Genomic DNA, 13,550 nt, shown 5'->3' with positions numbered 1-13,550 from the left:
TATGGAGTTTTTTTTAAAACAGCTCAGTGAAAAGAAAATCAAATTATCAGTAATTAATGATGACTTGCAAATTGAAGCACCAAAAGGTACAGTCACTCCTGAATTATTAAAGGAAATTAAATTAAATAAGGAAGCTATACTCCTGAATTTAAAATCTTCCTTAGCTAAGAAATATTATGCTGGAATTCCGAAAACGGCAATTTCCAGCAGTTATCCTTTAGCACACTCTCAAAAGAGGTTTTGGATAAGTGAAAATCTTGAAGCTAAAGCAAGTACACATCTGATTTCAGGTGCATTTTTATTAAAAGGAGCTTTAGACGCAGGAAAGCTGGAGAACTCCTTCCATGTGCTGGTCCAGAGGCATGAAATTTTAAGAACTATTTTTCTAAAAGATAAAGATGGGAATGCCTGTCAGCAAGTAATTCCTTTTCATGCGGCAAACTATCAGCTAGAGTTAGCTGACTTCTCTGCAGCCAAAGACCCGGCAGCGGCTTCTAAAAATAAGATTGAAGAAAGGATAAAAGATAAATTCCAGTTAGACCAGTTACCACTCATCCGGATTGGTTTATTCAGCTTAGCTGACAATCAATGGCACCTTTATTTTTCCATGCACCACATTATCAGTGATGGCTGGTCAATGGAAATACTCATCAGAGAATTGATATTTGGTTATCGGGATATTGAAACCTTCAGTACGCTGCCAGCATTGAATATTCAATACAAAGATTTTGCGGACTGGCAGCTTAAATATCTGGCATCCGAAAATGGAACTCAATCCCGGGAATACTGGAAGAAAACATTCGAGAACGGGATTCCTTTATTTGATCTTCCTTCTCAATATTCACGTCCGGCTGTTCAATCGAATCAAGGTAAGATAGAAAGCCGTGAACTCCAAACAGACTTCGTTGAAAAATTGATAGCTTACGCTCAGCTCAATCAATGTAGTTTATTTAATGTCCTGTTTGCCGGCGTATCGGTATTGCTGTACAGATACACTGCACAAAGAGAATTCGTTTTGGGTACGCCCGTGGCAGGAAGAAATCATGTGGAGCTGGAAAATCAGATTGGACCTTATTTGAATTTATTGCCCTTAAAGGTGGATATAGATCCTGAAAAATCTTTCTCAGGTATCCTTAAGGAAATTAAAGCCAGTACAAATATTACGTTTGAACATCAATATTACCCTTTTGATTTGATTGTTGAAAATCTTGGGATTAAAAAGGAACTAAGCCGCTCTCCGTTATTTGACATCATGGTCTCTTTAAGGGAAGACTTTATGCATCAAACAAAGGAACTGAATTTTGAAGATGAGCTCACGATTACTGCCATGGGAATAACCCATGATGTTTCCAGGCTTGATATCATTTTTAATTTTGCAAAAAAAGCAGACCATTTAGTTTTAAACATCGAATACCGGACAGATCTTTTTGAGCATTCATTTATCTTGCAGCTGGCAGCTCATTTAATCACCCTTTTGTCGGGCCTTATTGAAAAGGATCACTTACCAGTTTCGCGCATCAATTACCTGACACCAGTCAAAGAACAGGATTCAGCTATAGCAAATATTCCCGTAGCTACTTTAGCTCTGCTGGACGCCCAGAAAGAAGTTTCAGCAGAAAATATTGCTGTTTCGCATGGAGAGGAACAGTTGACTTACCATCAATTATATCAGCTGGCAGATCAGTTTGGAACTTATCTGAAAGAATATGGTGAGGTTAAAAAAGGTGATTTTGTAGCAATCAGCCTTCCGCATTCTATTCCGGCTATCTGGAGCTTTCTTTCTGTTTTAAGAATTGGAGCAGTATATGTTCCGGTTGATCCAGGGTACCCTGCATCCAGAATAGACTATATCCTGAAGGATTGCAATAGTAAATTTCTGATCAATGAAGAGATAATCCACCAATTTCTGTCCACAAGAGCTACCTATTTACCTGGAAAACCTGAAGCGGTCGGAATGACTGATCTTGCCTACGTAATTTATACCTCAGGGACGACAGGAAATCCTAAAGGTGTCTTATTAACACATCAGAATTTAAGCAGGCATACGCAGGTGATCCTCGGACATATCAAAGATTTTCCTGATCAGATTAAAATGCTGAACCATGCATCTTATTCATTTGACATCTCCTTGTTTGAAATACTTCCACCGCTGCTTTCAGGAGGGGAACTGATTATCATTAACCGTTTTGACATCCTGGGCGGGGAAAACCAAATGGCTATTTTATCAAAAACTACCCATATCCAGATTATCCCTTCATTTTTAGAACAGCTGATCGGTTCGGTTCCTGAGCAAGATAGAATCAAAGCCTTTACTGCTATCAGGCATATTCATATTGGTGGTGATGCTGTGCAAACTTTACATTTGCTCAACATCAAAAAATATTTTGAACATGCCGTAATCCATGAATTATATGGGCCTACAGAAACAACGATCTGGTGTACTAAAAAAACATATCCGGTTGGTCCGGACGATCAGCAGCATTTAAATGGAAAGATCATCGGTCAGCCTGTTACCGGTTATATTGTCTATATCCTGGATGATTATCTGCAAACTGTACCGGATTGGGTATGCGGGGAATTGTACATTGGCGGGGATGGTGTAGCATCAGGCTATTTAAATAAAGAAGAACTGACCGCTAAACAATTCATCCCTAATCCTTTTGAAAAAGGCGGGCGTCTGTATAAAACAGGCGATTTAGTGAGAAGGCTCAGAAATGGCGATCTTGAATTCTTAGGAAGAAAAGATGAACAGGTAAAAATCAGAGGATACCGGATAGAATTAGGAGAAGTGGAACATGCTATTCTTTCCAGTCCTGAAGTCAATGATGCCGTGCTTGTGGTTAAGACCTCAGAAACAGGGGATAAAGAGCTTGTTGCCTATATCGTTTCCGACAAGCAGCCAGACATTTATGAACTGAGAAGACATTTGCTGGAAATCTTACCTAGGTATATGCTTCCTTCTCATTTTGTGGCACTGACAGAACTTCCATTGACCCCTAACGGAAAAGTGGATAAAAAAGCACTGCCGGATCCTGACAACAGTACTTTACCAGATGATGCGCACAATCCCTCTTTTGTAGATGCCAGAACAGCGCAAGAGCGGATATTGATCAGTGTATGGGAAGATGTCCTCAAAAAAAATAGAATAGGAATAAGAGACGATTTTTATAATTCAGGGGGCGACTCCATCAAATCGATACAAATTGTATCTCGTCTGAAACAGAAGGGATATCAATTGAAAATAGAACATGTTCTGGGATTTCCCGTACTGGAGAGAATGGCTGGATTCATGAATCAGGAAGAGACAATAGCTGACCAGTCAGTGATCCTTGGTCCGGTAGTAATGACCCCTGTACAGCACTATTTTTTTAGCCAGAAGCTGAATAATTATCAGCATTACAATCAATCAGTCGTCTTGAAAAGTACACAGCGGCTGGATACTGCACTGCTCAGGAAATGTATGGTTGAACTCGCAAACCATCACGATGCTTTGCGTATGGTTTTCAAGAAGCAAAATGACAAATGGGAACAGTTCAATCAGGATGTCTATGGTGACAATTTTACTATACTATATACTGATTTAAGGGAGCATGAAAATGGGGTAGCTGAAATGGGTACCATAGCTGAAAAACTGCAGGCAGGTTTTCAGCTGGAAACAGGGCCACTAATCACTGCAGGGCATTTCAGCTTAAATGATGGGGACAGGGTTGTGCTTATTATTCATCATTTAGTAGTGGATGGAATGTCCTGGAGGATTTTACTCGAAGATCTTGCACTCCTTTACAGCAGTTATATAAAGTCTGAAAATCATGTATTACCCTTAAAGACTGACTCTTTTCAACGCTGGGCATTTCTACTACAGGAAATGGCCAGATCTGAGCAATTTGAACCAGAGAAGGAATATTGGGAACAGGTTCTTAACCAATTTGTTATGCCCTTTCCAAAAGATATTGATACTGCTCAGTCTGCACGTATAGATCGCCATATAACTTTTAGCCTGGACAGGTCAATCACAGAAATACTTAAGTCTGGTGTGCACCATGCTTACAATACAGAAATCAACGATATTTTATTGAGCTGCCTGGCTATTGCCATAAAAAAAGTCTTTGGGATAGCTAAAAGCAGGGTGAAAATGGAGGGACATGGTAGAGAACAAATTTTACAGGATGCTGATATCAGCAGGACAGTAGGCTGGTTTACAACAATGTATCCTTATGTCTTAGCAGTATCAGGCTCAACTCATGCGCAAGATAGTCTGGTCAAAGTTAAAGAAGACCTGAGACGAATACCCAACAAAGGAATCGGATATGGGATGCTTAACTATCTCAGAGATGATTTTCATCATCCTATGGATGCAGCTGTTTTATTTAATTATCTGGGCGATTTTGACAATACCCTGCCAGAGGATAAAGACTCAGCGCTGGAGTTTTCCAGTGAATATATAGGGCGCAACAATATGGAGGAGGCTACAGACGATATCTTGCTCAGTGTCTCAGGAATGTTGGTTGCTGGCGAGCTGACGATGTCTCTGGGGTATGCTTCAAACACCTATCATGCCCATACTATAGAAAGGCTTTCAGCCAGTTATAAAGAAGCGCTTATCGGTCTTATCGATCATCTAGCAAATACTTTACAGCCAAAGGTTACTCCGTGGGATCTGACCTTCAAAGATTTGAGTATGGAAGAGCTGGCGGAAATCAATAAGGATAATAATGTAGAAGATATTTATAGCCTTTCTCCATTACAACAGGGAATTTATTACCATTGCCTGGCAGATCAGTTTTCACCCATGTACTTTGAGCAAATGTCTTATCGCATTAAAGCTCCCGGATTGAATATTGAATCTGTAAGAAAGGCCTATGATAAACTGGTGGAAAGACATGGAGTGCTGAGAACAGGTTTCAGAAATGACCTGCGTGAAGAACCTTTGCAAATCGTATGGAAATATGCACCCAGCAATTTCACTTTCAAGGAAATCCCGGCAGGAATACCTGCGGCTGCCTTTATTGAACAGGAAAAATTAAATGACAGGGAATTGGGGTTCAACCTGGAATCCAGCTCTCAGATGAGGCTTCTGGTGATTGCTCATGGAAATGAAGACTATGAATTTATCTGGAGTAACCATCATATTATCATTGACGGATGGTGTATGGGCGTGCTGATCAAAGATTTCTATCAACTCTTAAATGCATTAGACCACAATCTGCCGCCAGATTTACCAACACCCGTACCTTATTCCGGATATATTAGCTGGCTGAATCAGATAGACGAGCAAAAGTCACGGCGTTATTGGGAAAATTATTTATCGGGGTATACTAAAATAGCTGGGGTTCCTTATCAAAAAACCGCTGTAGCGCAACCTGTCTATCAACAAGCAAAACAAATCCTTAAAATTGAAGGTGACGCTTATACTCAGCTACAGTCCTTTTGTAACGAACTGGGAATTACACAAAATACTTTTATCCAGGGAGCCTGGGGATACCTGCTCTCCAGATACAATGATGTTGAAGATGTGGTTTTCGGCGCTGTGGTTTCAGGAAGACCTGCGAGTCTGTCTGGCGTAGAAGACATGGTTGGTTTATTTATCAATACAATTCCTGTCAGAGTGAATTATCAGGACATAGAAACACCAGCAGAACTGCTAAAAAAGCTGAATAGAGAAGCCATAACAGGTAATGAGCATCATTATATTAATTTATCTGAAATTCAATCTGTTAGTGAGCTGAAAGCCCAGCTGATCAACCACATTATGATCTTTGAGAACTATCCGATTGCTGATTTGCTGAAAGAAGACCTGGAGCTGAAAAATGAAAATCAGGAACTCAGTATCATTGCTGCGGATGCATTTGAACAAACCAATTATGACTTAAATGTTGTGGTTGTTCCATTAGAAAATACATTGTCTATTCAATTTAAATACAATAGTAATATTTACCTGGAAAAGGGAATGCAGGAACTGACCGGACATCTGGAATCTATAATCTCTCAGTTTGCAAACAATCCCAATAGTTCGCTGGATGCAATAGCGCTGCTTGCTGAAGATGAAAAATACCAGCTTATTGAGCAATTTAACAATACTCAGAAATTATTTCATCAAAATAAGCGGATAACTGATCTTTTTGAAGAGCAGGTTAAAATCAACCCGGATGGAATTGCATTGATAACTGCAGACGGTGATTTTACATTTAGTGCACTGAATCTGTTACGTCAAAGCTACTCCGCCTATTTCGTCCATACGCTAAAAATAAAAACAGGAGATCGCATGCTGATCTCTTTAACTCATGATCAGCATTTGGTTGCAGTTTTACTGGCCGTGAATAAAATTGGGGCTGTTAGTGTTCCTGTTGACCCTGTAACCCCGGCAGAACGAATTGCTTTTATTTATAAAGATAGTGACAGTGCTGCATTGATAGACACAAATACGCTGGCCCTTGCAGACTTAAAGAATTCTGCTAATCCTGTACAAGATACTTTGCTGATCCTAACAGAAGATCCCGGGTTTATTATTTACACTTCCGGATCAACAGGCCTGCCTAAAGGTGTACTGCTTACAGCGTCTGGTTTGATGAACAGGTTGAACTGGATGTGGGAAGCATATCCTTTTCAAAAAGGGGAGGTTTGCTGTGCAAAAACATCCATAAGTTTTGTGGATCATATTTGTGAATTATTCGGGCCTTTATTAAAAGGGATCCCCTTAGTACTTTACCCCCGGGAGCAATTATTGGATATAAAATATTTTATAAACAGCCTTCATACGCATAAGATCACGAGACTATTACTGGTACCCTCATTGCTAAAAGCGATGCTGAGTTATCCTGCTTTATTCAAAGATAAACTGCAAAATATCTGCTTATGGTCTTGTAGTGGTGAAGAACTTAAGCTTCAGCTTGTGCAGCAGTTTTATGATACAGTTCAAAATGAAAACGCCCATTTAATTAATATATACGGGTCGACCGAAGTTACCGCAGATGCGACCTATTATGACACAATTGCTTACAACAATGCTGATGTAATAGTTTCCTCTTCCGATAGTGTTCCTATTGGAAAACCAATAGCCAATTCAAAAATATATATTCTGGATCAATGGCTAAGGCCTTTACCGATAGGGGTTCCAGGTGAAATTTGTATTTCAGGGACTGTTGTCTCCTCAGGATACCTGCATCAGGAACAAGGAGAAGATAAATTTGTCCGCAGTCCTTTTGAGCCTTCAGCATTCCTCTATAAAACTGGTGATCTTGGGAAATGGATGCCAGACGGAAACCTTGTGTATTCCGGAAGAAAGGATAACCAGGTAAAAATCAGGGGGCATAGAATTGAGCTGGCTGAAATTGAATATTCTGTTTTAAAAAATGAGCAAATAACAGATGCAGTTGTGCTAGCCATAAAAGAACAGGGAACTGATGAAATAGAACTGGCTGTCTATTTTACCTCAAACACGGAAACTGATCCTTCAGAAATTAAGCAATTTTTAAAAGATGCACTTCCGGATTACATGATTCCTGCTTATTTTTTCCAGGTAGAGGAAATTCCATTAAATACCAATGGTAAGGTTGATAAACATGCGCTTGCTCAATTAAAAAACACAGAGATTACTGGTAAAACTTATGTTGCTCCCGGAAACGATATACAAGTCAGGCTAGTAAAGATCTGGGAGAGTGTTTTGAAAAAAGACAAAATAAGTATTACAGCCAACTTCTTTGAATTGGGGGGGCACAGTATTAAGGCTATGAATATTTTATCAAAAATAAACAAGGAATTTAACCTGGACATGAATATTAAAAATGTATTTCACTATCCTGTAATTGAGGACCTGTCAGTATTTATAGACTTTATACAAAAGCAAAAAGAAGTCAGAGCAAAAGGAGCTGCTTTCAGGGAGATAGATTTATGATCAGATTTTTAAATAAAATTGCACAGCAAGGTATTTTAATAGATTTTGTCGACGGAAAGTTAAAACTCTTCACCGAAAATGAAAATCTTGATCCTGATTTGCTGAACGAAATAAAAGCTAAAAAAGAGGATATTATCGCCTACCTGTCTGAGAATCTGAGTTCCGGAATTAACAACAATAATTATTCAGAGATTCCTGTGGCACCTTACGCAGCTGATTTTATGGCTTCAAGCGCTCAAATCCGGATGTGGATACTTAGCAGGTTTGAGGATAGCAATATCAGCAGTAACATGCCTTATTCTTTAACCTTTAAAGGAAATATTGCGCATCTTGAAAAAGCTATTCTCTCAGTAATTGAAAGACATGAGAGTTTGCGGACCGTGTTTTTTGCGAATACAGAAGGAGTGGTCAGACAAAGTATACAGTCTGTCCGGGAGCTGGCATTTAAAACAGATTACAGGGACTTCAGTACTGCAGCAGATCCGGAAAAGTTAGTTCAGGAATATCTGAATCAGGATATTTGCAAACCATTTGATCTTGAAAATGGGCCATTATTACGTACCGCTATTTTACAGACTTCGGCTGATACTTGTACTTTTTATTACGTATTACACCATATAATTTGTGATGGATGGTCTCTTGGCGTATTGAAAAATGACATTCTGGCCTATTATAACTTTTATAATGAAGGAGTGGGACTGCAATTGCCGGAGATGAGGATACAGTATAAAGACTATACCTTATGGCAACAGGAGAAATCGGGTATACATGAACTCCGGAATCACCGGAAGTACTGGCTGGAAAAATTATCGGGAGAACTACCAGCAGTGACTTTACCCTTTCAGAAAAACAGGCCAAAGATAAAATCTTATCAGGGAAGTAATCTGAGTACCTGGATCTCACCAGAACTGACCACAACCCTGAAGTTATTTTGTACTGGTCAGGATGGGAGTTTATTTGTCGGCCTGCTGGCTTTATGGAACGTTTTGATTTTTAGATGTACTGCTCAAAAGGATATCATTATTGGTACGCCTGTAGCAGGCCGGAACCACCCGGACCTGGAAAACCAGATCGGATTTTATTTGAATCTGCTTCCCTTGCGGAACCAGGTAGATCCACAGGAAGATTTTTTCTCTTTTTATGAGAAAGTTAAAAAGGCAGTACTGTCAGATTTTGAATACCAGAATTACCCTTTTGACCATTTGATAGCAGAGCTTGATTTAATTAAAGATACTGGACGGAGCCCCTTGTTTGATATACTGCTTATCCTTCAAAATACAGCAGGAGAAATAGCGGGGACTACGCAGGATACGATAGATTTTCAAGACAGGATAATCGCTAAAAAAGGAGTCAGCATTCCGAAATATGATCTCGATATAGAATTTAAAGAAACTGGTGGTGGATTGTTCTTTAGTATAAATTATAACACAGACCTCTTTGACACAGAAGAAATCAAGACCTTAATGGCGTATTATATGCGGCTGATGTCTGTTTTATTAAGACATCCTGCTCAAAAACTAGGTGAGGCTGATTTTTTAACTGATCTCCAAAAAAACACTTTGCTTTACAATTTCAATGATACTCTGGTAAAATACGCAGAAGAGAAAACAGTTGTTGACCTTTTTAGTGCGCAGGTTTTAAAACATCCGGACCATGTGGCTATTGTCTTTGAAAATACCAAGATTACCTACCAAGAGCTTGATGAAAGCTCAAATCAGCTGGCTCATTACCTGCAGGAAAATTATGCTGTCGGGCCAAATGATATTGTCGGGATTAAATTAAACAGAACGGAGTGGATGATCATCTCTATGCTGGGTATTTTAAAAGCCGGAGGCGCTTATGTTGCTATCGACACTAATTATCCCGAACAACGAATTGAATACATCAAAAAAGATTGCAACTGTAAAGTATGTATAGATAGTGATGAGCTGAGAAGATTTGCTTCAAAACAAGCGCTTTATGCTAAACAAGCGCTATATAGCACTGTCTCGCTAAAAGACCTGGCTTATGTTCTTTATACGTCAGGATCTACAGGCATCCCGAAGGGAGTGATGGTTACCCTTGAAAACCTGATGTCCTTTTTAGTGAACCTGGATGGCGCTTTCCATTTTTCACAGCTTAAGAGTTTTGGCTTATCCACCAGCCTTACTTTTGATCTTTCTATACTTGAAATTCTTGGTGCACTGTGTACGGGTAAGGAAGCTCATCTTTTTTCAGATGAAGAATTACAAGACCCTTTCCTGTTTTTAGAGCGGCTTGCTACTGGTAAAATTGAGGGAATGCTAGCCACACCATCCAGATTGATGCAACTTTATGAGCTCACTGCGTATCTTCCTGCAGGTCTTAAAGTTTTAATTGCAGGCGGGGAACCATTGAGTACTGTTCTTTTTGATAAACTCCGCAAAGAGCCATTCATTTCCCTGAATGCCTACGGGCCTACAGAAACTACCATATATAGCACCGTGTTTAATCTTAAAGATGGAATAAAGCCACTTATTGGCAAACCGTTGGCCAATGAGCAAATTTATATCCTGAACGAACTGCAGCAGTTACAACCCTTATATGTGAGCGGGGAAATTTATATTGGAGGCAGAGGGGTTTCAAAGGGATATCTGGGCAGAGCTGATCTTACTGCTGAGAAATTTATCGCGCATCCATTTAAAGCAGGGGGGTATCTCTATAATACAGGCGACTTAGGCCGCTGGTTGCCGGATGGAAATATTGAATTTAAAGGAAGGATAGACGATCAGGTAAAAATAAGGGGCCATAGAATTGAACTGAAAGAAGTAGAACACGCGCTCTTAATGAATCCTCAGCTTATAGATGCAGTTGTCATTAACATCAAATCCAGTTCGGGAATGGAAGAACTTGCGGCCTACATTGTTGCTGCTGCGGAAATTGATGTTCAGGGTATTCGTGAATATTTGTTAACCTGCCTTCCTGAATACATGGTCCCGGCTTATTTTATTCAAATAGATAAAATTCCACTCACCATTAGCGGAAAAACAGATAAGAAGAACCTTCCTGGCCTTGCCGGAGCCTATGCACATCAGGGAACAACTTATATACCACCAGAAACGGCTAACGAAAAAGCCTTGATTACCGTATGTCAGGATATCTTGAAAATTGAGCAGATAAGTATTAGCAGTAGCTTTTTTAATCTGGGAGGTGATTCCATTAAATCCATACAAATAGTATCCCGGCTTAAACAGAATGGATATATACTTAAACTTGCTGATATCCTGCATACACCAGTTTTAAGAGATATCGCTACCCGGATGACTAAAATTTCTATCCTGCAAAAGGAGATTTCTCCCGATCAGCTGCTGGTCAGATCAGCAACAGGAAAGGATAAAGTGTCCCATTTAACTGAGGAATGTCAACTTGAATTTGCTGTCCTTTCAAATTACAATTTCATTGCGGTTCAAAAGCCCAATTTAATTGTATTCCACGAAGGAACAGGTGAAATACTAGGCTACAGGCATCTTTTTGACGGATTGAAATCTCATTTTAATATCTGGGCCTTTAAGTTTGATAAAGCGGTATGCTCACCTACAGCTGTTAATCCGATGGAGATGGCAGCGCTTTATGCAAAAACGATTTTAGAAAAGTTCGGTGACCCTGGTCAAATCCATTTGCTGGGCTGGAGTTACGGAGGATATATTGCCTACCTGGTTACAAACTATTTCGAACAGCGGGCAAAGGCGCCAATTCGATTGATCATGATCGACAGTCCTAACTACATCAATCCTGATTATAACGGTGATTATAAAAAGGAATATTTTACAGCAAATTATGAGTTGTCAATTGAGCTGGAAAGGAAGTTGATCCTGGATATTTGTCCACAGCTGGATATCAGTGATTTAGCTGAAATTCAGGAGATAGACTTATTCTGGAAAGAGGTAGCGAAGAAAGTTGCCTTGCAGCATTATGATTTTATTATTCCTGAATTCTGGAAAGATTATTTTCAGAAGGTATACCCTGGAACTGATCTGGCTCATTGTATAGAAAAAATCAATCAGCTCAGGACCATAGGATTAAATATTCCAACTCCGCACCATGATCCGGTTCAGGAAACAAATCTGATTTATTTTAAAGCGAAGCACTCTGCTAAAGAACATGGATTATTCTGGAGAGAGCTGACAAAATCTCCTTTCCAGGAAGAAGAAATAACAGGTGGACATGGCAGTATGATGAAGCCGCCCCATATTGAACAAATTATAGCCACACTAACTAAATTTTAATGAACGAGTTAAAGATAAATACAGACAGGTTTCTTGAAGAAGATATTATGTCCTTTTTGGGACAGACTGATCTGAAAAGTAAAGAGATTATTTCTTTTGGTTCAGGGAAACCTGACGAAAGTTATTTTGACCTGCAAGGCGCCTTGACAAATATTGATTATTACTTTAATTACCTGAAGTCTCAGGGGCTTGATGAATTGGAAGTTTATTCCAGGATTGGTCAATACACCCATGTGAAAGGTATCATTCCCAATATCATCAAGACTTACCTGGAAACAGATTATAGTTTTAAAGATGTTGATGAGAACGATATTATTTTGACTGTTGGCGCGCAGGAAGCTTTTATGCTGGCTATATTAAGATTCTGTGAGCAGGATAAGCATACTGTGGTCACGGAAACTCCGTCTTATATTGGTTTTAATTCATTTGCAGGACTCAGCGGATATGATGTCCATTATATTCCAGTTGACGAAGCAGGTGGAATTAACATTCAAAAACTCCTGTTACAGTTACAGACTTCAAATGAGCTGGGTAAGCCAGTAAGGTTAGTCTATATCAATCCGGATTTTCATAATCCTACGGGAGCAGTAATGCCACTTGAGAAAAGGAAAAAACTAATTGAACTGGCAGATGAATGGGATTTTTTAATTGTAGAGGATAATGCCTATAAAATATTCCGGTACGAAGGAACAGACTTGCCGAGTCTGAAAGAACTTGATCATGCTAACAGGGTGATTTACGTAGAATCTTTTTCAAAATCAGTGTTTCCTTCTGTACGTCTGGCAATTATGTATGCCAGCGGAAATCTCCGGTTTAATGAGGTTGATTTAAAAAAATCTGATGTTTTAGCTGAGCTGAAGGCTTATGTTTCGGTAAACAACCCTACCCTGGACCAGGCGTTGGTAGCCGGTATATTACTTCAGAATGCCTATTCTATGAAAAAATATAACCGTGATAAAGTATTGGCATTTAAAGAAAAAAGAGATGTAATGTTAAGGGAACTGGACAGGCACATCAATGAATTTCCGCTACCCATGCATTACCGTATTCCCGAAGGTGGTTTTTTCCTTGAATTATTTATCCCTTTTCAGGTGAGTAAAGAACAATTAGAATGCGCGATCAATACCTATAATGTTATTTTTTGTCCAATGTGGTTTTTTTACCATAAAGATAGTGTGGTCAAAACGAATTCAATAAGGTTGTCCTTCAGCAAACCCAGCAAAGAGAAGATTGTAAAAGGAGTTGGCTATTTATTTGATTTCTTTAAGCAAGAAATGATTCATGTGGGCGCCTGATGATTTTATTTTTGAAATTAAAGCGATCAAAAACGATATGCTTTTGTAAATAAAGTGGAATTAATAGCTCAATATGAATACTATTTTTAAAATTTATTTATATTGCTTATGGTTATCCGA

3 protein-coding genes are annotated in these 13,550 nt (G+C 39.2%); all 3 read left to right on the top strand.

Annotated features, from left to right (window positions below; all coding sequences use genetic code 11):
* Position 1: 1 nt before the first annotated feature.
* From AY601_RS10945 to AY601_RS10935, 3 genes are read left to right on the top strand one after another with little or no spacing between them, the layout of a single operon-like run.
* The gene (locus AY601_RS10945) at positions 2 to 7,891 is read left to right on the top strand and encodes a non-ribosomal peptide synthetase (protein ID WP_068400584.1); all 7,890 of its coding nucleotides are present in this window, start codon (positions 2 to 4) and stop codon (positions 7,889 to 7,891) included.
* Positions 7,888 to 12,135 (top strand): non-ribosomal peptide synthetase, encoded by a 4,248-nt coding sequence (locus AY601_RS10940; protein WP_068400582.1) that lies wholly within the window; start codon positions 7,888 to 7,890, stop codon positions 12,133 to 12,135. Before AY601_RS10945 ends, AY601_RS10940 begins: the two co-directional genes overlap by 4 nt.
* Entirely contained in the window at positions 12,135 to 13,430 is a 1,296-nt protein-coding gene (locus tag AY601_RS10935; protein ID WP_068400579.1) for a PLP-dependent aminotransferase family protein, read from the top strand. Before AY601_RS10940 ends, AY601_RS10935 begins: the two co-directional genes overlap by 1 nt.
* Positions 13,431 to 13,550 lie beyond the last annotated feature (120 nt).

Origin of the sequence: Pedobacter cryoconitis (assembly GCF_001590605.1) — a bacterium.
Taxonomy (GTDB): domain Bacteria; phylum Bacteroidota; class Bacteroidia; order Sphingobacteriales; family Sphingobacteriaceae; genus Pedobacter; species Pedobacter cryoconitis_A.
This window is presented reverse-complemented; position numbering and strand designations above follow the sequence as displayed.

Bases quoted from the DNA above. Each gene is read 5' to 3' on its own strand.
- AY601_RS10945 (WP_068400584.1), top strand. From the start codon at position 2: ATGGAGTTTTTTTTAAAACAGCTCAGTGAAAAGAAAATCAAATTATCA.
- AY601_RS10940 (WP_068400582.1), top strand. From the start codon at position 7,888: ATGATCAGATTTTTAAATAAAATTGCACAGCAAGGTATTTTAATAGAT.
- AY601_RS10935 (WP_068400579.1), top strand. From the start codon at position 12,135: ATGAACGAGTTAAAGATAAATACAGACAGGTTTCTTGAAGAAGATATT.